Source organism: Lentzea sp. NPDC060358 (assembly GCF_042725365.1).
Classification (GTDB): domain Bacteria; phylum Actinomycetota; class Actinomycetes; order Mycobacteriales; family Pseudonocardiaceae; genus Lentzea.
In genome coordinates, this window is sequence record NZ_JBHXCW010000143.1 from 1 (window position 1) to 20313 (window position 20313).

Genomic DNA, 20313 nt, shown 5'->3' on the forward strand with positions numbered 1-20313 from the left:
GACCACTAGAACCCAAGAGATTGCCGGGGGTCTGGGGGCAGCGCCCCCAGGTGGAAGCACGCAACGCAAGGTCGCCGCCCGCAACCGGGGGCGGCCCCAAACCAGCAAGACTCAGTAAGCCCGAACGCCCTTCCCCAACACGGTCACCCCACCAGCGGAAACCGTGTACCGCTCCCGATCCATAGGAGCATCGACCCCGATCAACGCCCCATCGGGCACAACGACGTTCTTGTCCAAAATGGCCCGCCGAACCACAGCACCCTTGCCGATCCGAACCCCAGGCAACAAAACGGATCCCTGCACCACGGACCCCACCTCGACGGTCACGTCGGACGAGATCACCGACCCGTGGATCTTGCCGGAGATGATCGACCCGGGCCCGACCATCGAGTCCTCGGCGGACCCGCCGGCGATGAACTTCGCGGGGGGCAGCGGCGGCGTGGCGGTCCGAATAGGCCACAGCTGGTTGTAGAGGTTGAAGATCGGATGGACCGAAACGAGGTCCATGTGCGCGTCGTAGTAGGCGTCGATCGTCCCCACGTCACGCCAGTACCCGCGGTCGCGGTCGGTCGCGCCGGGCACCTCGTTGTCCTGGAAGTCGTAGACGTGCGCCTTCCCGCGGTCCACCAGCATGGGGATGATGTCGCCACCCATGTCGTGGTCCGAGTCGGGGTTCAGCGCGTCACCGCGCAGCGCGTCGAGCAGGGCCTCGGTCGTGAAGACGTAGTTGCCCATCGAAGCGAAGGTCACGTCCGGGTCGTCCGGCACGTGCGGCGGCTCCGACGGCTTCTCCAGGAACCGGGTGATCTTGCCGGAGGCGTCGGAGTCGATGCACCCGAAGGCCTTGGCCTCGTTGCGCGGCACGCGGATGCCGGCGACGGTCACGGCCGCGCCCGACTCGACGTGCTGCGAGATCATCTGGCCCGGGTCCATCCGGTACACGTGGTCGGCACCGAAGATGACCACGTGGTCCGGCTTCTCGTCGTGGACCAGGTTCAGCGACTGGAAGATCGCGTCGGCGGAACCCGTGTACCAGCGCGGGCCCAGGCGTTGCTGGGCCGGGACCGGGGTCACGTACTGACCGAGCACATTGGACAGGCGCCACGTCGTCGAGATGTGGCGGTCCAGCGAGTGCGACTTGTACTGCGTCAGCACGCAGAGCTTCGCGAGCCCCGCGTTGACCAGGTTCGACAGCACGAAGTCGACCAGCCGGTAGTTGCCCCCGAAGGGCACAGCCGGTTTCGCGCGGTCGGCCGTCAGCGGCCAGAGGCGCTTGCCTTCACCACCGGCAAGCACAATTCCGAGAACGTGCGGCTGCCCCTTCACAGCATGTGACCCTATCCGTGCGAACGTTCTTGAACCAGACGCAACTCCGTTCGTCCCAACGGGCAGCTCCGTGATCTACGGTGGGTGCGTGCGAGTTGCGCTCTTGACCCGGGAATATCCGCCTGAGGTGTACGGCGGTGCTGGCGTGCACGTGGGATTCCTCGTGCCCCACCTCCGCGAGCTCGTCGACGTCGACGTGCACTGCTTCGGTGCGCCGAGATCGGACGCCACGGCTCACAACCCACCCCACAGCCTCGAGCACGCGAACGCGGCCCTCACGACGCTCGCGGTCGACCTCGAAATGGCGAGCGCGGTGTCCACCGCGAACCTCGTGCACTCGCACACCTGGTACGCCAACATGGGCGGTCACCTGGGCAAACTCCTGCACGGGATCCCGCACGTGGTGACCGCGCACTCGCTGGAACCGCGCCGGCCGTGGAAGGCCGAGCAGCTCGGCGGCGGGTACCGGATCTCGTCGTGGGCGGAGCGGACGGCCTACGAACACGCCGACGCGGTCATCGCCGTGAGCGAGGGAATGCGGGCCGACGTGCTCGACGCCTACCCCGCTCTCGACCCCGCCAGGGTCCACGTCGTGCGCAACGGAATCGACTCCCAGGCCTATCACCCGGTGACCGAAACCGACGCGTTGACGTCCCGTGGAATCGATCCCGCGAAGCCGATCGTGGCCTTCGTGGGAAGGATCACCCGCCAAAAAGGTTTGAGCCACCTCGTGGCCGCGGCGCACCACATCGACCCCGAGGCGCAGATCGTCCTGTGCGCGGGAGCGCCCGACACCCCGGAGATCGCGGAGGAGATCCGGCAGGCCGTCAGCGAGCTCTCCGAGACCCGTCCGGGCGTGTTCTGGATCCAGAAGATGCTGCAGCCCGCCGAGGTCCGGCAGATCCTCAGCCACGCGACGGTGTTCGTGTGCCCGTCGGTCTACGAGCCGCTCGGCATCGTGAACCTGGAGGCGATGGCGTGCGGCACGGCGGTCGTCGCGAGTGACGTCGGCGGCATCCCCGAGGTCGTCGTGCACGGCGAGACGGGCCTGCTCGTCCACTACGACGAGCATGATGTGTCGACATATCGACTCGAACTCGCCCAATCGGTGAACGAGTTGATCACAGACCGGGACCGGGCACGCCGCTTCGGCGTTGCCGGACGCACCCGTGCCGAGCAGGACTTCTCGTGGTCCGCGATGGCCGAGCAGACGGTCGAGGTCTACCGCAGTGTGATTTGAGTCACATACCTTCAGGGCAACCCGGACGTGTGAGCGCCGCCTTTAACCAGTAGTGACGTTGTCGATCCATCTGGTGAGGGGCACGAGGACTGTGCGTGGAGTGCTGCTGGGTCTGACGGTCCTGCTCGCAGTGACTGGATGTGCCACAGCTCCCGCTCCCCAGCCGACGGCCGTGCAGCTCACCGTGGGGGGCCTGAAGCTCGCCGACGCCTCGGACCTGCAGGCGCAGGCCGAGGCGCAGCTGGCCTACACGCTCGAGTACGGCTACGTGGCCCGTGCCGGGGCGGCGGCGGTCAGCTGCTGGTTCTCCAAGACCGGCGTCGAGTCCGAGGTGGACGAGCGGCTGTGGTGCGGGCCGGTCCAGGTCCCCGGCACCGGCGCCGGCACCGACTGGGTGCCCGTGCCGATGAAGGAGATCACCAAGAACGACGACGAGGTCCGCTACGAGGTGCAGTCGCCGCAGGTGCCGGAGAACGGCAACCGCAGCACCCCGGCCGGCAAGCTCGTGCGCACCGACGGCAAGGAGATCGACCCGTCGAAGCAGCAGGACCTCATCGCCGGCCGCGACTTCCTCGCCGTGCTGCCCGACGACGGCAAGCGCACGAACGCCGACCTCGGTCTCGGCAACGTCGACGTGAAGCTGCGCGACGACCTGCTCTCCACCTCCGTCACCGCCTGGGCGAACCCGGACATCTGGTTCACCGCCGAGGGCACCGTGCGCGCCGAGGCCGGCTCACGGCTGCGCGTCGTGCGGATGAAGGTCGAGAAGCTCAACGAGACGGACAGCGGTTTCCACCGCACCAACTGGCAGGGCTTCGCGCCGCAGCCCTCCGAGCTCGCGCTCGAGGTGCCGGGCAGGCGCCAGGTGCTGCCGCCGGACCGCCTGCCCGCCAACGGCTCGGTCTTCGTCGTCTACACCGTGCCGGACCCGCAGGAGGGCACCGAGTCGCTGGTGCTGGGCTCCCTCGGCGCCAAGTCGCTCGAACAGCGCGCCGAGCTCCCGTCCGGCAAGCGTTCCGACAACCCGCCGCACGTCCTGCAGCGCGCCGCCGCCCCCGGCCACTTCACCGAGCCGACCCAGAAGATCCGCTTCGGCGACCGCGAGCTCGGCATGAAGATCACCGGGATCCGGCTCGGCCGCCAGCGCCCGGTCAAGCTCGGCGAGAGCCAGTACGACGTCGCCACGATCTCCTCGCCGGACCATGCGCTGCTCGAGGTGCGGGTCGAGGCCACCGGCAACCTGCCCGACACCGCGGGCGGCCTGCTCACCAAGGACCTGATCACCGTCACGCTGCCGGACGGGTCGACCGCGCGGCAGGTGGGCGCGCGCTACGACGGCGGTCCGCTGCCGTTCGCGGTCGTCGTGGAGATCCCCGCCGACGCTCGCTCGGTCTCGGTCGGCATGGTCGAGGGCCGCCCGGACCTGCCGCGGCTCGGTGCGACGGCCATCTCGCCGGTCGACCCGCGCATCACGCTCGCACTGGACTTCTGAGCGGACCCGGTCCCGGCGGTCTCGGCCCGTTCCCTCCTCACCCGCGCCGCGGAGTTCGCGGCCAGCATCGCCGCCAGCGCGAGCCAGCCGAGGACCACGAGCACCAGCCCGCCCCAGCCCCACTCCTCGTACGAGGTGCTGCCGGACGTGCCGCCGATGCTGCTGCCCAGGTAGAACCCGCACAGGTACAGCCCGGAGGCGTGGCCGCGGGCGTGCTCCGGGGCCCGCGCGCCGACCCAGCCGCTCGCGGTGGTGTGCGCGGCGAAGAACGCGGCGGTGACGACCGCGAGGCCGAGCGGCACCCACAGCAGGCTCGCGAGCGCGCCGAGCGCCAGCACGCCGATGCACAGCAGCAGCACCCGCCCGCGCCCGTGGCGGTCGGCCAGCTTGCCCGCGAACGCCGCCGACGTGCTGCCGAAGCCGTAGAAGAGGAACACCAGCGTCTCGAGCCACACCGGACCGCTGAGCTGGAAGCCCGCGACGTTGTAGAAGGAGATGAACGCACCCACCAGCAGCACGGCCACCGCGTAGAGCGAGAGCAGCACCGGGTCCGTCAGCGCCGCCTTCATCCCGCGCGGCGCGCGCTTCGGCCGGCCCTGCGCCTTGGGCAGCAGGAACACCACGACCAGCGCGGCGGCCAGCCCGAACGCGCCGGCGAGCAGCACCGAGCCGCGCCACCCCAGCCAGTCCGCGGTCATGCCGGTGACGAGACGCCCGGTCATGCCGCCCAGGCTGTTGCCGGCGATCATCGCGCCCATCGCGGCGCCCAGCCGGTCCTTGCCGAGCTCGTCCGCGAGGTAGGCCATCGACGCCGCGGGCACCCCGGCCGCCGCGACGCCCTGCAACACCCGCAGGACCAGGAAGACCTCGTAGTTCGGCGCGAACGGCAGCACGAGCCCGAGCAGGGCGGCCACCAGCACGCTGACCACGATCACCGGCCGGCGCCCGACTCGTTCCGACAGCATCGCGATCGGCACGACCACCACCGCCAGCGCGAGCGTCGCGGCCGACAGCGCGAGCGACGCGGCGCTCGGGCCCAGCCCGTACTCGTCGGCGATCTGCGGCATCACGGGCTGCGGCATGTAGAGCAGCGCGAAGCACGCGAACCCCGAAGCGGCGATGGACGCGGTCAACCTGGTCACGTCCTCGACGCTAAGCCATACGTCCAATACGGAAATCAGCCAGAATCGATCCGTGGACGAATTGGATTTGGCCCCGAAGCTGGCGGTGCTGCGCGCGCTCGCCGCCGACGAGCACGTGACCCGTGCGGCGGAGCGCGTCGGACTCCCCCAGCCCACCGTCAGCCGCTGGCTCGCGGAACTGGGTGAGCAGCTCGGCGCGCCCCTCATCGCGAGGACCGGCAGGCGGGTCCGACTCACCCGCGCGGGCCGGCTGCTCGCCGAGGCCGCCACCCGGTCGCTGGCGGCGCTCGAACCGGGCCTGCGGGAGGTCGAGGAGGAGCTCGACCCCGAGAAGGGCCGGGTCGTGCTGGGCTTCCTGCACATGCTCGGCCGGTCCGTGGTGCCCGAGCTCGTCCGCGGGTTCCGCGCCGAGCACCCGCACGTGCGGTTCGGGCTGGTGCAGAACGCCCGCTACACCGTCGTCGACCGGCTGCTCCAGGGCGAGATCGACCTCGCCCTGGTCGCGCCGCCGCCGGACGAGCCCGAGGTCGAGTCGGTGGTCGTCTTCGAGCAGGAGCTGATCGTCGTCGCCCCGGTCGCGCACCCGCTCGCGTCCCGCGAGACCGTGCACCTCGCCGACCTCGTGGACGAGGACCTCATCCTGCTGGAGCACGGCTACGGCCTGCGGCAGATCACCGACGACCTGTTCGCGAAGGCCGGGCTGACCCCGCGGGTCGCGTTCGAGAGCCAGGAGATCGAGACCGTGCGCGGCCTGGTGGCGGCCGGTCTCGGCGTCGCGATCCTCACGCACGCCGAGACCACCCCGCCGCCGGGTCTGCGCGAGCTACCGCTGACGCCGCGGACGGCCCGCGTGTTCGGCCTCGCGTGGCTGAGGGACCACCCGCTGCCGCCCGCCGTCCGGGCCTTCCGCGACCACGCCCTGCGGACTCACGGCGTCCAGGACTGAGACCGCGACCAGGTGCGCAGGTACGACTCGGCGCCGCCGAGCATGTCCTGGACCAACCGGTCGCCGCCGAGCCGGCGGACCCGCTCGACCCAGTCCGGCAGCAGGCCGATGTGCGCGCCGCCGTCGACGTTGATGTCCCAGACGCGTTCGCCGGTGCGCTGCCGGTCGACCAGCGGGCCGTCCGGGAAGCTGCGGAACGGGTAGGTCACGCCGGTCTGCGGCGCCGGGTGCGAGCCGACGCCGTTGTAGTCGGAGCCGAACCCGATGCCGACGTCGTACTTGCGGCGCAACGGCTCCGCGGCGGCGGCCTGCTCGACGTAGCCCTCGGGGCTGTTCTCGTAGCCCGCCACGAACCCGCCGAGCCGGTAGACCTGCTCGGTCCACTGCGCGTCCATCCAGCTGTGGCTCGACACGATGCCGGGGTAGCCCGCCCGCGCGGCCAGGTCGAGGGTGCGGCCCGCGGCCTTCACGCTCATGTGGTCGATCTCGATCATCATGTGGCGGCGCATCATGCCCTGCACCGCGTACTCGCCGAGCGAGGTCAGGCCGCGCACGTTGCACCGCTTGGCCGGGTCGTAGGCCGGTGCGACGACACCGGGCGGGATCAGCGCGTTCGGGCCGGCCGTGCCGATCGGGTTGTCCTGCTGCGGGCCCCTGCACTCCTCGGTCTGCCACCACTGGCCGGTGCGCAGGAACTGACCGGCGTTGATCACGCCGCCCTGCGTGCCCGAGTCGAACCGGACTCCGCACAGCGCGTTGTCGAACTTGTGGCAGAGGAACGCGCTGCGCACGCCGAGCGCGTAGACCTCGTCGAGGCCGCGGTCGATGTCGCCCTTGCCGCACAACGGGATGTCGAGCAGCGTGCGGCAGCCGAAGAGCTCAGAGGTCTCGATGCCGAGCACGACCGCGAGCTTGCCCTGCTCGACCACGTCCCGCGCCTGCTCGGACGACGTGACGATGCGGAACCAGCCCTTGCCCGGCCCGCCGAACATCTTGTCGACGAACGCCTGGAGCTCGTAGGTGCGCTGGGCCTGCAACCGGACCGACGCCATCTCGTCGCAGGGCTTGTCCTTGAACGGGTGGATGATGCACAGCGTGGCGTTGCTGGTCAGGTCCTGCACCAGCACGCGCTGGCCGCCGCGCCAGGCCCGTTCCAGCCAGGCGTAGTAGTTCTGCTGGTGCGAGACCGTGGTGGACGAGGGCCAGCCCCGGAAGCTCGGCCAGCCCACCGGGTCGTGGCCGTCGAGGTCGCCCGTGACGATCGCCTCGAAGATCGCGCCGATGCCCGCCGGGTGGTGCTCGGGGCAGTCCTTCAGCGCGTCCGCCACGCCCTGCTCCGAGAACGGCTTGCCGCAGATCAGCCGGCCGCCGAAGCCCTCGTTGGTCATGAGGTGGTTGTGCGCGTCGACGAGCCCGCGCACCCTGCCCTGCTCGTCCGTGCCCTTGAACGGCTCACCCGTGACGTTGATCTGCGAGTCCGGGGCGGGCCGCGCCACCGGTTCCCACCACGGCGTCGCGGCCGTGGCGGGTGACAACGACACCATGACCAGCGAGACGGCGAGTGCCAGGCGGAGTAACACGAGGGCTCCTCTACGACGTTGTGAAGGAGCTCACATCATGCCGTGGAACGCCGCCGTCTCGGATCGGCAGATCGTAGGGACTAACGCGAATACTTTTCAGCCAGCTCGACGAGCGTCCGGGCGCCGAAGCCGGTCGCGCCCGCGACCACCTCGTCGTAGACCTTCTCCGACCGCGCGGGACCCGCGATGTCGAGGTGCGCCCACGGCACGTCGCCCGCGAACTTCTGCAGGAACAGCGCCGCGGTGATGCCGCCGGGGCCGGCCGGGGTCTGCTTGTAGTCCGCGATCTCGCTGGAGACGGCCGCGACGTGCTCCTCCAGCAGCGGCATCCGCCACCACTTCTCGCCGACGCCCGCGCCCGCCGCGACGACCTCGGCCGCGAGCGCGTCGGACGCGCTCAGCACCGCGCCCGTGCGCAGGCCGAGCGACACCTTCATGGCACCGGTCAGCGTCGCGATGTCGACGAGCAGGTCGGGCTCGAGGTTCTTCACCGCGTACGCCATCGCGTCGGCCAAGACCATGCGGCCCTCGGCGTCGGTGTTCTGCACCTCGGTCGTCGCGCCGCCGTAGTGCCGCACGACGTCACCCGGCCGGTACGCCGAGCCGGAGACGTGGTTCTCCGCGCACGGCACGAGCCCGGTGACCCGGACCGGCAGCTGCCGCCGGGCGATCGCCAGCAGCGCCGAGATCACCGCGCCGCCGCCCGCCATGTCGGTGCGCATGAGGTGCATGCCGTCGGCGGGCTTCACCGAGATGCCGCCGGTGTCGAAGGTGATGCCCTTGCCGACGAACACCAGGTGCGGACCCCGGGTGCCGTAGGTCAGCTCGATCAGCCGCGGCGGGCGGGCCGAGCCGCCGCCGACCGCCAGCACGCCGCCGAAGCCCTGCTGCGCCAGCCACTTCTCGTCGCGCACGGTCGCGGTCAGCCCAGGGACCTTGTCCGCGAGCTTCGCGGCGGTCGCGGCGAGCCAGCGCGGGTCCTTCACGTTGGACGGGGTGTTCGCGAGGTCGCGGGTCAGCGAGGTGGCCGTGGCCAGCGCGTGCGCCTTCAGCGCGGCGGAGGTCAGCACCTCCTCGAACCCGGTGTCCGCGGTGATCAGCCGGAGCGAGCCGACGCGCTTCGGCGCGTCCTCGCCGGTGACCTTGAACCGGTAGCCGCCGAGCGCCGCGCCCAGCACGAACGCGCGCACCTTCTCGGCGTCGAAGTCGGGGGTGAGCAGGACGTCGGCCGTCCTCGGCGCGTCGTCACCGCTCAGCGCGCGCACCAGCGACGCGCCGGCCGTGCGGTAGTCGGCGGCCGTCCCGGTGCCGACGCCGAGGGTCCAGACCTCGTCGTGCCGCACCGCCTCGCCCGCCTTGCCGGTCAGGCCGGACGTGTCGACGCCCTCGCCGCCCGGTCCGAGCACGGGCCCCGTGGCCGCGAGCACGACCGCCGGAACGCCGCGGCGCGCGGTGGCGGCCACCTCGACGTCCACGAGCTTGGTGGGCACTGACGGGACCGTCGGAGCCACGGTTGGACCTCCCCTGCTGCATTGACGACCGTTCATTCTGACCTGTGGCCGGAACGAAGCGATGCCCCGGTCTCCACTGTGGAAACCGGGGCTCTACTGCTTCCTCGCCGGGTGCCTCAGCCGGCGGCGGCCTTCAGCGCGTCGCCCAAGGCGCTGGCCTCGTCCGCCGACATCTCGACGACAAGGCGCCCTCCACCCTCGAGCGGCACGCGCATGACGATGCCGCGTCCCTCCTTGGTGACCTCGAGGGGACCGTCGCCGGTCCGGGGCTTCATGGCCGCCATCGCGTGCTCCCTCCGTCAACTCTTCCCCGTCCGGCCAGGCCGGATCTGCTCCATTCTCCCCTATCGCGACTCAGGGGCGAAACCGAACCGATCTTTTGGCGAGTTCGGGTGACAGTTGTGGATCTTGACTTGTCCCTGATCAGTACCCGTTTTCGGGCAAAGGCAACACTTTCGCCCCGGCTGGGCGCCACGATGTTCGGAGATCGGGACAACACGACACGGTCTCGGTCACGGCGTGCCAGACTGGGCAGGGTGCGAGCCCGTTCCGCGCTCTTCGACGTCTACGGCGGCCACCTGCGCGAACGCGGTGGCGCCGCCACCATCGCCGCGCTCGTCCGGTTGCTCGACCCCCTCGGTTTCGCCGCGCCGGCCGTCCGCACGGCCGTCTCGCGCACCGTCCGGCAGGGCTGGCTGCACCCCGTCCGGCTGCCCGACGGCCCTGGTTACGCCATGACACCTCGCGCGGAACGCCGCCTCGACGAGGCCGCTGCCCGCATCTACCGCACCCGGCCGTCCACGTGGGACGGTCGCTGGCACGTCGTGGTGCTGGAGGAGCTGCCCGGCCGCGACTCGCGCGACCACCTCGCCTCGTCGCTGCAGCTGCTCGGCTACGGCGCGCTCGGCCCTGTGACGTGGATCGCTCCCCGGCCGTCCCCGGAACTGGCCGACGTGCTGGCCGCCGAGGAGGTCCTCGCACGAACTTTTCACGGTTCACACGACGGTCAGGACGCCGAGCTCGCGGGCAGGGCCTGGGACCTCGCGGGCCTGGGCCGCGACTACGCCGCGTTCGTCGCGCACTGGCACGACCAGGTGTCCGTTGTGGACGAAACCGACGACGCGGCCGCCTTCGCCGCCTCCCAGCAGCTGCTGCACGCGTGGCGGAAGTTCCTGTTCCGCGATCCCGGTCTTCCTGCTGAACTGTTGCCACCGGACTGGCCGGGCCGGGCGGCAGCGTCGTTCTTCGACGAACAGACCCTGCGGCTGGCACCGGGCACGAGCCGCTTCGTCGACGAGTGCCTGCGGCCGGTCCGCAACGTTTCCACTGCTTGATGGAGGTCCAGTGTCCGAGCTCCTCGTCGACGACGCCGATGGTGTGCGCACGCTCACGTTCAACCGCCCCGAGTCGTTCAACGCCTTCACGGTCACGCTGAAGGAGTCGTTCCTCGAAGCGCTTCGTGCGGCGGCGGCCGACACCTCGGTGCGCGCGGTGGTGATCACGGGCGCGGGCAGGGCGTTCTGCGCGGGCCAGGACCTCAAGGAGCACATCGGGCTGCTGCAGGCGGGCGATCCGGCACCGCTGCACACCGTCGAGAAGCACTACAACCCGATCGTGCGAGAGCTGATCGGCATGCCGAAGCCGGTGATCGCCGCGGTCAACGGCAGCGCGGCGGGCGCGGGCGCGTCCTTCGCCTACGCCGCCGACCTGCGCATCGCGGGCAAGTCGGCGAAGTTCCTGATGGCGTTCGCGAACGTGGGCCTGACCGCCGACTCCGGCGCCTCCTACACCCTGCCGAGGCTGATCGGCCACGGCCGGGCGATGGAGATGATGCTGCTCGCCCAGCCCGTCGGCGCCGAGGAGGCGCTGCGGGTCGGCATGGTGAACCAGGTCGTGCCGGACGAGGAGCTGCTCTCGACGGCGCACCTGCTCGCGGCTCGCCTGGCGGCCGGGCCGACCACGGCCTACGCGAAGATCAAGGAGGCGCTGGCCGCGGCCGCCGACGGGACCCTGGAGGACGCGCTGGAGGCCGAGCGGCGGACGCAGGCCGACTGCGGGGCGACCGAGGACCACCGGGAGGCGGTGGACGCGTTCGTGACCAAGCGGGCGCCGAAGTTCATCGGCCGGTAGGGCTTCGGGCCGGTAGGGCTGGACGACCCGCGGTGGCCTGCCCGCGGTGGGGTGGGCCGGAGGTTCGGGTCGGGCGCGATGCCGCCGCGCAGCTGGGGTGCTGTGCGGACGCAGGGTTGCGGGCGGACGCAGGGTTGCGGGCGGACGCAAGGCCACGGGCAGCCGCAGGGTTGCGGGCGGCCGTCGGCGCTTCAGCCGGGCGCGGCCAGCGCTTCCACCAGGCACGGCCCAATGCTTCCGTCAGGCACGGCCCAGCGCTTCCACCAGGCCCGCCCCAGCGCTCAAGCCCGCCGCCCCTCCCCCGCCCGGAAGCACGTTGAGATGTGGTCGTCCACCATCCCGGTGGCCTGCATCAGCGCGTAGCACGTGGTGGGGCCGAGGAACTTGAAGCCGCGCCGCTTCAGCTCCTTGGCCATCGCCTTCGACTCGTCGGTGATCGCCGGCACGTCCGCGATCGTCTTCGGCCGCCGGTGCCGGGCCGGCGCGAACGACCACAGCAGGGCGTCCAGGTCGACGTCCTCCGCCACGATCACGCGGGCGTTGTGGATCGCGGCGTCGATCTTCAGCCGGTTGCGCACGATGCCCGCGTCGGCCATCAGGCGTTCGACGTCGGCCTGGCCGAAGTCCGCAACCAGCTTCGGGTCGAAGTCGCCGAAGGCCGCGCGGAACGCCGGGCGCTTGCGCAGGATCGTGATCCACGACAGGCCCGACTGGAACGCCTCCAGCGACATCCGCTCGTACAGCTCCGGCGTGCCGTGCAGCTCCACGCCCCACTCGGTGTCGTGGTACTCGGCGTAGTCCGGCGTCGAGTCACCCCACGGGCACCGGACGATCACTTGTACCCCTCGGCGAAGCGCGCGAACTTCTGCAGCGAGCGTTGCAGCATCAGCACGAACAGCGGCTTCACCACGGGGAAGAAGAACGGCACGTCGAGGCGTTCGCTCCACACGAAACGGCTGCCGCGCACGGCGAACACGCCCGTGCCGCGGACCACTCGGCCCAGGTGCAGGACCTCCACGGCGTGCGGCGGGTCCCAGCGGGTGATCCGCATGCGGTCGGAGACGCCGAACGTGACAGCGTCGATCTCGCTGCCGACGGACTTGCCGTCACCCTCCACGACGGACACGCGGGTGCCGAACACCCACTCCGACTGGCGTTCCCAGTCGGTCATGGCGCGGAAGATCGTGTCGGGCGGCGCGGCCACCTCGACGGTCAGCTCAAGCTCGGTGCTCACTGCTCTCCAGTTCCTCGACGCGGGCCCGCAGGGTCTCGACCTCGGTCGCGAGCCGCTGCAACGCCCAGTCGACCTCGCTCATCTTGTAGCCGCGGAACACCTGCTGGAACTTCAGCTCGCGGACGTCCTGGGCGGTGAGGTCGTCCGCGGGCAGGCGCGTCGGCGACGCTCCGGGCGGCAGGGGCGCGAGCTCCTCGCCGCGGCCGAACACCAACGCCGCGAGCAGGAACACCACTGCCGCGACGGCCACCATCACGATCAGGTAGAGAAGGGCGTTGGTCACGCGACGATCGTGGCACAGCTCAGGCTCCGGCGAGCGAGCAGACCGAGACGAACGATCACGATCCAGGTGGCCGCGCTCGCGAACGTCATCGGCAACGACTGCACGAGCCGCGCCGGGTCGAGGTGCGCGGTGGCCGCGATGATCGACAGGTTGCCGAGCAGGACGGCCCCCACGGCGGCCAGCGCGGTGGTCGCGCCGAGCTTCGCGAGCAGCTTCGCGTCGTACTTGCGGGCGAGGAGCCGGCCGAGCACCAGCGCGACCAGCGCCACGCCGGACGCGATGCCGCTGGTCAGGTCGTTGGCCTTGGCGACGAAGAGGTACCAGGACGGCGGCACGGTGCCGAAGTCCTGCCACGGGCCGATGAACAGCATCCGGCCGTACTCCCACGCCATGTGCATCAACGGCAGGACGACCGCGAGCCAGATGAGCGTGCGCGTGCCGTACGCGACGGCCAGCTCGGTCTGGTACTCGTTCGCGATCTCGCGGACCGGGCCGAACTCGTCGACGGCGCGCTTCTGGGCCTCGTGCTCGGTGAGCCCGCGGCCCAGGTGGGCCTCGGTGGCGTCGGTGAGGCTGTCGCGGGTCTCCGTGAGCAGGTCGCGGACCTGCCTGCGCGATCCCCGCAACCGCGACCCCAGGTCCGTCATGTACCCGTCGATCACGTCTGCGCCCACTTGCCGCCCCCTCCCAGCACCCCGTCGATGACCGTCGTGAACTCGCGCCACGCACTGCGCTCCGCGTGCAACGCCTTCTGCCCCGCCGGCGTGAGCCGGTACGTGCGGCGCTTGCGGCCGCCGACCGTGCTCCAGTCGCTCACGACGTGGCCCGCCCGCTCCAGCCGCCGCAGCGCCGGGTAGACCGTGCCCGTCGGGAGGTCGAGCGCGCCCCCGCTGCCCTGCTGCAACGCCTCGATGATCGCGTAGCCGTGCAGCTGCCTGCCGTCGAGCGTGGCCAGCAGCAACGCGTCGAGGTGGCCGCGTAGCGCGTCGGGCTTCATGTGTAGCGACTCTACTGATCACACCGGAGCGGACGGCTCCGGGAATTTCCCGGTAAGGCCTGTAGGGGACGTCCCTGAGATGTCCCCGGTATCGCTCCAATGGCGTTCATAAGTAGCGCAGCTACACATAGCGTCCCTACCCATGAGTGCCGTAGACCTCGCCCGCCTCCAGTTCGCGCTGACGACCTCGTTCCACTTCCTGTTCGTGCTGCTCACACTGGGTCTGGTCACCCTGCTGGTGGTCATGCAGACGAGGTTCGCGATCACCGGCGCGCCCGTGCACGAGCGGATGACGCGGTTCTTCGGCCGGATCTACGTGATCAACTATGCGCTGGGGATCGTCACCGGGGTGGTGGTGGAGTTCCAGTTCGGGCTGAACTGGTCGGGCCTCGCGACCTACGCGGGCGACGTGTTCGGGGCGCCGCTCGCGCTGGAGACGCTGGTCGCGTTCTTCCTCGAGTCCACGTTCCTGGGCCTGTGGATCTTCGGCTGGGGCAGGCTGAACCGCTGGGTGCACCTGAGCCTGCTCTGTCTGACCGCGCTGACCGCGTTCGCGTCGGCGTTCTGGATCATGGCGGCGAACGGGTTCCTGCAGCACCCCGTGGGTCACCGGGTCGACGGGGACGTGCTGCGGCTGGACGACTTCGGCGCGCTGCTCACCAACCCGACCTTCACCTCCGCGCTGGGGCACGTGGTCTTCGCGGCGGTCACCACCGGCGGCGTGTTCGTGACCGCGGTGTCGGCGCTCCACTTCCTCCGGCGCACGCACGAGGTCGACTTCTTCCGGCGGTCGCTGCGGATGGGCGTGGTCACGACCGCGCTCGCCACGCCGCCCCTGCTCGGGTTCGGCTTCGCGCAGTTCCCGGTCCTCGCGGAGTTCCAGCCGCACAAGACCGAGGCGGCGCCGCTGCTCGGCCTGCCGCTCGGGTTCATGATCCTGATCGGGACGGGACTGACCGCGATCAGCTGGCTCACGCTGCCGCTGCTGATCCGCGACGCCGTGATCCGGCTGCGCTTCCCGTTGTACCTCATGGTGATCGGCATCCCGGTGCCGTTCGCCGCGGCGCTCTTCGGGTGGATGTTCCGCGAGATCGGCCGGCAGCCGTGGCTCGTGTACGGCCTGCTGCGCACCGAGGACGCGGTGTCGCACGTGGACGCTTCGCAGATCCTGTTGTCCCTCATCGTCTTCACGTCGCTGTTCGTCCTGCTGGCCTGCGTCGACTGGGCGTTGATCGCCCGCGCGGTGCGCCGCGGCCCGGACGTGGAGCCCGCCCCCGTCTCGCCGTTGGTGGTGACCCTCTGATGGACACGCTCTGGCTCGTCGTGCTCGGCACGCTGACCGCCGGCTACTTCGCGCTCGCGGGCTTCGACTACGGCACCGGGTTGCTGCTGCCGTGGCGCCGCCGCGACGTCGCGTTGCAGCGGATGACCCCGTTCTTCCTCGGCAACGAGGTGTGGCTGGTCGCCGCGATCGGGGTGCTGTTCGCGGCGTTCCCGCGGCTGGAGGGCGAACTGCTCTCCGGCGCGCACTCGCAGTTCACGCTGCTCCTCGCCGGACTGGTGCTGTTCATGGCGGCCGTGCAGCTGCGGTTGTGGTGGTGGCTCGTGTTCACCGGCGCACTGATGGTGTCCTTGGGCTGGGGCCTGTTCCTGGTGCACCTGCTGGAGGCGCCGCTGCCCGTCGCACTCGTGATGCCGGTGCTGTTCGCGGTGCACGGCTGGGTGTTCCAGCAGCGGCGGTGGGCGCTGTTCCCCGTCACGGCGGCGTTGTGCGCGTTGCCGATCCCGCTCGCGTTCAGCTCGATCGACGTCACCGGGCTGATGGCGCACCAGGACACGCTCGGCCTGCTCGCGCGGGTCGCGATCCCGGTCATCCCGCTGGTGGTGGTGTTGCAGTGGTCGATCGTCGCCCTCTCCTCGCGCTGATCCCGATCCCGTTCCTCGTGCTGGCGCAGGCCGAGCTGCTCGCGTCCGTGCTGGCCGGCGGCACCGGCTTCCTCCTGCTGTGCCTGGTGATCGGCCTGCGGGTGGGGGTCTGGTGGGGCCACCGCGAGTGGGCGCACCGGGCCGCCGAACGCACTCGGGCGCGGCTGCGGGAGGCGTTCCTCCGCTCGCCGGGCACCAGGGCCGGCGAGGTCGCCACGCTCGTCACGCGGGGCGTGCACGACGTGACGCCGTACGTCGTCGGCTACCTGCCGATGCGGGTCCTGGCCGTCGCGGTGCCGCTCGCGGTCGTCGTCCGGCTCGCGTTCGCGGACCTCACGGCCGCGCTGACGATCCTCCTGACGCTGCCATTGATCCCGGTCTTCGGCGCCTTGGTCGGCGCGCACACCCGTGAGCGGACGGCGCGCCAGTGGGACGCGCTCGCGACGCTGGGCGGGCACTTCCTCGACGTGGTCAGGGGAATCGGGACGCTGCGGGCGTTCGGCCGGGCCGAGGCGCAGTCCGCGACCGTCCGTCAGCTCGCCTCGCGGCACCTGGCCGAGACGATGTCGGCGCTCGAGGTCGCGTTCCTGTCCGCGCTGGTGCTGGAGCTGGTCGCCACGACGTCGGTGGCGCTGGTCGCCGTCCCGGTGGGGCTGAGGCTGCTCGACGGAGGGGTACCGCTGCACACCGCGCTGCTCGTGCTCTTCCTGGCACCGGAGGCCTTTCTGCCGCTGCGGGCGGCCGGCGCGCAGTTCCACGCGAGCGCGCAGGGCCGGGAAGTGCTCGCCAGGGTGCCCGCGCCGGCGAAGCGCGGCGGCCAGGACCCGCCGGACCTCGCCGTGGCCGAGATCGTGGTCGAGGACGTCTCGGTGCGCAGCCTGGAGAACTTCTCGCTGCGCATCCGGCCTGGCGAGCGGATCGCGCTGGTCGGCCCGAGCGGTGCGGGCAAGAGCACGGTTCTGGGGCTGCTGCTGGGGTTCGTGACGCCCGACCGCGGCCGGGTGCTCGTCGGCGGCGTCGACCTGGCCGAGATCGACCGGCGCAAATGGCTCGAAGCGCTGTCGTGGGTGCCGCAACGGCCCACGCTCGTCCCGGCGGCCCTCTCGTCCGGCGAGCGGCAACGGGTCGCGCTGGCCGGGGCCCTGGACCGGCGGCAGGCCGGGCTGTTCCTGCTCGACGAACCCACCGCGCACCTCGACGCCGAGACCGAAGCCGCGGTGCTGCGGGCGACCCGTGAGTTCACGAGGGGACGGACCGCCGTGATCGTGGCGCACCGGCCGGCGTTGCTGGCCGAGGTCGACAGGGTGGTGGCGGTGTGAGGCTCGCGGTCCTCGTGGGCGTGCTCGCCGAACTGGCGGGCGTCGGGCTCACCGCGACGGCGACGTGGCTCGTCATGCGCGCCGCCGAGCACCCGCCGGTGCACGCCCTGACCGTGGCGATCGTCGCGGTCCGCACGCTCGCCCTCGCCAAGGGCGTCCTGCGCTACCTCGAACGGCTGACCGGCCACCGGGCCGTGCTCGGCGAGGCCGTGGAGCTGCGCGGCCGGGTCTACGACGACCTCGTGCGCCGCCGGCACGTCCCGTCCGCCACGGCGCTGACCCGGATCGTCACGAACGTCGACCAGCACCTCGACGCCCGGCTGCGCACCACCCTGCCGTGGCTCACGGCGGCGTTCGCCGGTGCGGTCGTGGTCGTGGTGTCGGGGTTCTCGTGGCCGCTGGTCACCGGCCTCCTGGTCACCCTCGTCCTGCTCCCCCGGCTCGCGCTGCGCACCCCGCGCGACCTGACCCCGTTGCGCGCGAAGCTCACCGAGCAGACCACCGCACTGGTCCACGGCAGGGAGGAGCTCATCGCCTGCGGCCTGTTCGACGCCAGGGTCGCCGAGGCGGCGCAGACCGCCCGGGCCCTGTCCCGCGGGGAACGCACCCGCGACCTGACCCCGGTGGCGATCGCCGTCCAGTTCGGGGCGGCGCTGCTGATGCTCGCCCAGCACGAACCCGCGTGGCTCGTCATGGCCGCCGTCGCGACGTTCGAGATCACGATTCCCCTGGCCGCGCTGACCAGGCCCACCCCGGAACCCACCGGCGAACCGGAGCCCCTCCGGCCGCGGGAGATCCCGCAGCTGCGGGGGAAGACGGCCGTCGTCGGCCCGAGCGGCGCGGGCAAGACCACGTTGCTCAACGCCCTCGCCCGTGAGCTGGAACCGAGCGCGGGTGCGCTGGCCGACGCCCACGTCTTCCACACGACGGTCCGCACCAACGTCCTGCTGGCCAAACCCGGTGCCACGCAGGCGGAACTGGACCGGGCGGCGCAGATCGCCGAGCTGGACCTCGACTGGGACCGGGTCGTCGGCGAACGCGGCGAGGAGATCTCCGGCGGCCAGCGCCAGCGGCTCGTGCTCACCAGGTCGGTGCTCGCGCACCCGGAGGTCCTGCTCCTGGACGAACCCACCGAGGGACTCGACCCCGAGCAGGCGGACCGGGTGCTGCGCAAGGTCCTCGACGACTGCCGCGGCACGGCACTGGTCGTGACGCACCGGGAGGAGCAGCTAGGACTCTTCGACCACGTGCACCATCGGCGGCCGATCGGCGACGACGACGTCGGTCGAGTCGGGTAGCCACTCCCCGCCGACCTGCACGAACTGCGTCAGCGGCCCGGAGTCGGCGACCACGCCGCACCGGGCCAGCGCCGTCCCCATGATCTGCGAGGACATCACGCCGAGCTGCAGCAGCGACCGGTTGCGGTGCTTGCGCACGCCGAGGTTCACCTGGGCCAGCGCCGCCAGCCCGTGGAGGCGGTGCACGTCCAGCAGCAGCCCGATCTCCACCCCGTACCCGGCGGCGAACGGCACGGACTCCAGGAACGACCGGGTGGCCGCGTACTCGCCGCCGAGCGGTTGCACCACACCGGACAGCTCCGGCCGCAGCGTGTTCAGCAGCGGTCGCGCCACCAGCTCGGTCACCCGCCCGCCGCCGGAGCTCTCCAGCCGCAACGGCCGCCGGTAGAAGCCCTTCACGAGGTGCACGCCGTCGTCGAGCAGCAGCGGCCCCAGCAACGCCGTGACGAACCCAGTCTCCGGGTCCACGAGATCGGAGTCGAGGAACACGACCAGGTCGCCGGTGGTCGCGGCGAGCGAGCGCCACAGCACCTCGCCCTTGCCGGGCACGGGTTCCAGCCACGGCACGACGTCCTCGCGGTGCACGACCCGCGCCCCCGCGGCGGCGGCGACCTCGGCGGTCCGGTCGGTCGAGCCGGAGTCCACCACCACCAGCTCGTCGACCAGCGTCCCGAGCAGCGGCCGCACGACGGAGACGACGTCGCCGACCGTCTCCTCCTCGTCCAGCGCGGGCAGCACGACGGACACCGTGCGCCCGCGCTTCAACGCCACGAGCTCGTCCACGGTCCAGGACGGCTGCTGCCAGGTGTGCGAGGCGAACCAGGCTTCGACGGAGGGCAGCATCAGGCGAGCGCCCGCACCGCACGGGCCGGCGGACGGGTGCCCGTCACGCTCGCGACCATCTCCACGACCTTCCTCGCCTGCCGCACGTCGGACGCGCGCACGGCGCGTGCCCCGGACAGCGCGGCCACGGTCGCGGCCGCGAGGGTGAAGTCCTCGTCGCCCTCGGGGATCGTCACGGCGTCCACCGCCTCGCCGAGCGGGGGCAGGTCCAGCGCGCCGTCGAACTCGATCACGTCCGCGCCGTCGGAGATCGCCTGCCCGGCCGCGTCCGCGCTGGTCAGGTACGCGACCACCAGCACTCGGTCCGGAGGTAGCTCGGTGACGCGGAATCGGTTCACACCGCCCAGCGTAGACAGTGACCTGACTCACAGTCGCTTGCTACTCACGAGTAGCCAGCTGTTTTACTCACTGGTAACACCCTGTGTGATCTACGTCATGGTCAAGGAGGACCAGCGTGCGCCGATCACTTCTCCTCGTTCTCGCGCTCCTCATCTCCCTGCTCGGTGCTCCGGCGGCCTACGCGGCACCCGGACACCAGATCTCCTACCGGTCGGTCCCCGGCGTCGGCGGCACCACCCTAAAGGCCCTCGTCGTCGAACCGACCGGGATCGGCGGCGGGCCGTTCCCGCTGCTCGTCCTGCCGTCCAGCTGGGCGGTGCCGAACATCGAGTACGTCGGCGCCGCGGCCAGGCTCGCCGAGGAGTCCGGCTACGTCGTGGTCAGCTACACCAGCCGCGGCTTCTGGGACTCCGGCGGCCGGATCGACGTCGCCGGGCCCGACACGGTCGGCGATGTCAGCGAGGTCGTCGACTGGGCCGTCGCGAACGCCCGCGCCGACGCCACGAAGGTCGGTGTCGCCGGGATCTCCTACGGCGCCGGGCAGGCGTTGCTCGCCGCCGCCACCGACAAGCGCGTCAAGGCCGTCGCGGCGCTGAGCACGTGGACCGACCTGGCCCGGTCGCTCTACCCGAACGCCACCGTGAACAAGCAGGCCGTCGAGGTGCTGCTGGCCGCGGGCCACGTCACCGGCCGTCCCGGACCCGTCC

At 71.4% G+C, this 20313-nt stretch carries 21 protein-coding genes; 9 read left to right on the top strand and 12 right to left on the bottom strand.

The genetic code is table 11. From position 1 onward, the window contains the following. Positions 1–111: 111 nt before the first annotated feature. Positions 112–1326, bottom strand: coding sequence for a glucose-1-phosphate adenylyltransferase (glgC, locus tag ACFWGZ_RS26430; protein ID WP_382420477.1), 1215 nt, complete (start codon positions 1324–1326; stop codon positions 112–114). A gap of 88 nt (positions 1327–1414) precedes the next feature. Here glgC and glgA point away from each other — a divergent pair, with 88 nt between their 5' ends. After that, the gene (gene glgA, locus ACFWGZ_RS26435) at positions 1415–2566 is read left to right on the top strand and encodes a glycogen synthase (RefSeq protein ID WP_382454264.1); all 1152 of its coding nucleotides are present in this window, start codon (positions 1415–1417) and stop codon (positions 2564–2566) included. A 1329-nt stretch (positions 2567–3895) separates the two neighbouring features. Here the strand turns inward: glgA and ACFWGZ_RS26440 are convergent. Further along, positions 3896–5200, bottom strand: coding sequence for an MFS transporter (locus ACFWGZ_RS26440; protein ID WP_382454265.1), 1305 nt, complete (start codon positions 5198–5200; stop codon positions 3896–3898). Between the two features lie 52 nt (positions 5201–5252). On the opposite strand from ACFWGZ_RS26440, the gene ACFWGZ_RS26445 reads away from it, so the two are divergent. Continuing rightward, a complete protein-coding gene (locus ACFWGZ_RS26445; protein WP_382454266.1) occupies positions 5253–6146 on the top strand; it encodes a LysR family transcriptional regulator in 894 nt (297 codons plus the stop codon). On the opposite strand, the gene ACFWGZ_RS26450 is transcribed toward ACFWGZ_RS26445, so the two are convergent. The 3 genes from ACFWGZ_RS26450 to ACFWGZ_RS26460 all read right to left on the bottom strand — a co-directional run bounded on the left by ACFWGZ_RS26450 (position 6128) and on the right by ACFWGZ_RS26460 (position 9521). Continuing rightward, complete coding sequence (locus ACFWGZ_RS26450) at positions 6128–7726, bottom strand: hypothetical protein (RefSeq protein ID WP_382454267.1); 1599 nt, start codon at positions 7724–7726, stop codon at positions 6128–6130. The two genes, ACFWGZ_RS26445 and ACFWGZ_RS26450, sit on opposite strands and share 19 nt — an antisense overlap. A gap of 80 nt (positions 7727–7806) precedes the next feature. Continuing rightward, positions 7807–9273, bottom strand: coding sequence for a leucyl aminopeptidase family protein (locus ACFWGZ_RS26455; protein ID WP_382454268.1), 1467 nt, complete (start codon positions 9271–9273; stop codon positions 7807–7809). 80 nt (positions 9274–9353) lie between these two features. Beyond that, the gene (locus ACFWGZ_RS26460) at positions 9354–9521 is read right to left on the bottom strand and encodes a DUF3117 domain-containing protein (protein ID WP_065914675.1); all 168 of its coding nucleotides are present in this window, start codon (positions 9519–9521) and stop codon (positions 9354–9356) included. Positions 9522–9773: 252 nt separating this feature from the next. Between ACFWGZ_RS26460 and ACFWGZ_RS26465 the strand changes: the two genes are divergently transcribed. Further along, positions 9774–10571 (top strand): PaaX family transcriptional regulator C-terminal domain-containing protein, encoded by a 798-nt coding sequence (locus ACFWGZ_RS26465; RefSeq protein ID WP_382454269.1) that lies wholly within the window; start codon positions 9774–9776, stop codon positions 10569–10571. Positions 10572–10581: 10 nt separating this feature from the next. Beyond that, positions 10582–11367, top strand: a complete 786-nt coding sequence (locus ACFWGZ_RS26470; protein ID WP_382454270.1) for an enoyl-CoA hydratase-related protein — start codon at positions 10582–10584, stop codon at positions 11365–11367. A gap of 281 nt (positions 11368–11648) precedes the next feature. On the opposite strand, the gene ACFWGZ_RS26475 is transcribed toward ACFWGZ_RS26470, so the two are convergent. The 5 genes from ACFWGZ_RS26475 to ACFWGZ_RS26495 are packed head-to-tail and all read right to left on the bottom strand — an operon-like array spanning position 11649 to position 13881. Next, positions 11649–12203, bottom strand: a complete 555-nt coding sequence (locus ACFWGZ_RS26475; RefSeq protein ID WP_382454271.1) for a DNA-3-methyladenine glycosylase I — start codon at positions 12201–12203, stop codon at positions 11649–11651. Continuing rightward, positions 12200–12538 carry an SRPBCC family protein gene (locus ACFWGZ_RS26480; RefSeq protein ID WP_382454282.1) on the bottom strand — a complete coding sequence of 113 codons (339 nt, stop codon included), beginning with the start codon at positions 12536–12538 and terminating at the stop codon, positions 12200–12202. Before ACFWGZ_RS26480 ends, ACFWGZ_RS26475 begins: the two co-directional genes overlap by 4 nt. A 46-nt stretch (positions 12539–12584) precedes the next feature. Continuing rightward, entirely contained in the window at positions 12585–12884 is a 300-nt protein-coding gene (locus tag ACFWGZ_RS26485) for a DivIVA domain-containing protein (RefSeq protein WP_382454272.1), read from the bottom strand. Next, a complete protein-coding gene (locus tag ACFWGZ_RS26490; protein ID WP_382454273.1) occupies positions 12881–13558 on the bottom strand; it encodes a permease prefix domain 1-containing protein in 678 nt (225 codons plus the stop codon). The genes ACFWGZ_RS26485 and ACFWGZ_RS26490 overlap by 4 nt, the downstream gene beginning before the upstream one ends. Continuing rightward, positions 13543–13881 carry a PadR family transcriptional regulator gene (locus ACFWGZ_RS26495; protein ID WP_382454274.1) on the bottom strand — a complete coding sequence of 113 codons (339 nt, stop codon included), beginning with the start codon at positions 13879–13881 and terminating at the stop codon, positions 13543–13545. The genes ACFWGZ_RS26490 and ACFWGZ_RS26495 overlap by 16 nt, the downstream gene beginning before the upstream one ends. A 142-nt stretch (positions 13882–14023) precedes the next feature. Here ACFWGZ_RS26495 and ACFWGZ_RS26500 point away from each other — a divergent pair, with 142 nt between their 5' ends. From ACFWGZ_RS26500 to ACFWGZ_RS26515, 4 genes are read left to right on the top strand one after another with little or no spacing between them, the layout of a single operon-like run. Beyond that, positions 14024–15184, top strand: coding sequence for a cytochrome ubiquinol oxidase subunit I (locus ACFWGZ_RS26500; protein WP_382454275.1), 1161 nt, complete (start codon positions 14024–14026; stop codon positions 15182–15184). After that, positions 15184–15807, top strand: coding sequence for a cytochrome d ubiquinol oxidase subunit II (locus ACFWGZ_RS26505; RefSeq protein WP_382454276.1), 624 nt, complete (start codon positions 15184–15186; stop codon positions 15805–15807). The genes ACFWGZ_RS26500 and ACFWGZ_RS26505 overlap by 1 nt, the downstream gene beginning before the upstream one ends. Then, on the top strand, positions 15777–17126 hold the full coding sequence (locus tag ACFWGZ_RS26510) for an ABC transporter ATP-binding protein/permease (protein WP_382454277.1): 1350 nt from the start codon (positions 15777–15779) through the stop codon (positions 17124–17126). The genes ACFWGZ_RS26505 and ACFWGZ_RS26510 overlap by 31 nt, the downstream gene beginning before the upstream one ends. Further along, positions 17123–18424, top strand: coding sequence for an ATP-binding cassette domain-containing protein (locus tag ACFWGZ_RS26515; RefSeq protein ID WP_382454278.1), 1302 nt, complete (start codon positions 17123–17125; stop codon positions 18422–18424). The genes ACFWGZ_RS26510 and ACFWGZ_RS26515 overlap by 4 nt, the downstream gene beginning before the upstream one ends. Here the strand turns inward: ACFWGZ_RS26515 and ACFWGZ_RS26520 are convergent. Together ACFWGZ_RS26520 and ACFWGZ_RS26525 are read right to left on the bottom strand one after the other, a co-directional pair. Continuing rightward, positions 18356–19267 carry a glucosyl-3-phosphoglycerate synthase gene (locus ACFWGZ_RS26520; RefSeq protein WP_382454279.1) on the bottom strand — a complete coding sequence of 304 codons (912 nt, stop codon included), beginning with the start codon at positions 19265–19267 and terminating at the stop codon, positions 18356–18358. The two genes, ACFWGZ_RS26515 and ACFWGZ_RS26520, sit on opposite strands and share 69 nt — an antisense overlap. Next, positions 19267–19605, bottom strand: a complete 339-nt coding sequence (locus ACFWGZ_RS26525; RefSeq protein WP_382454280.1) for a hypothetical protein — start codon at positions 19603–19605, stop codon at positions 19267–19269. The genes ACFWGZ_RS26520 and ACFWGZ_RS26525 overlap by 1 nt, the downstream gene beginning before the upstream one ends. A gap of 116 nt (positions 19606–19721) precedes the next feature. Between ACFWGZ_RS26525 and ACFWGZ_RS26530 the strand changes: the two genes are divergently transcribed. Beyond that, positions 19722–20313, top strand: a 592-nt coding sequence (locus ACFWGZ_RS26530; RefSeq protein ID WP_382454281.1) for a CocE/NonD family hydrolase, incomplete at its 3' end; no start/stop codon positions are given.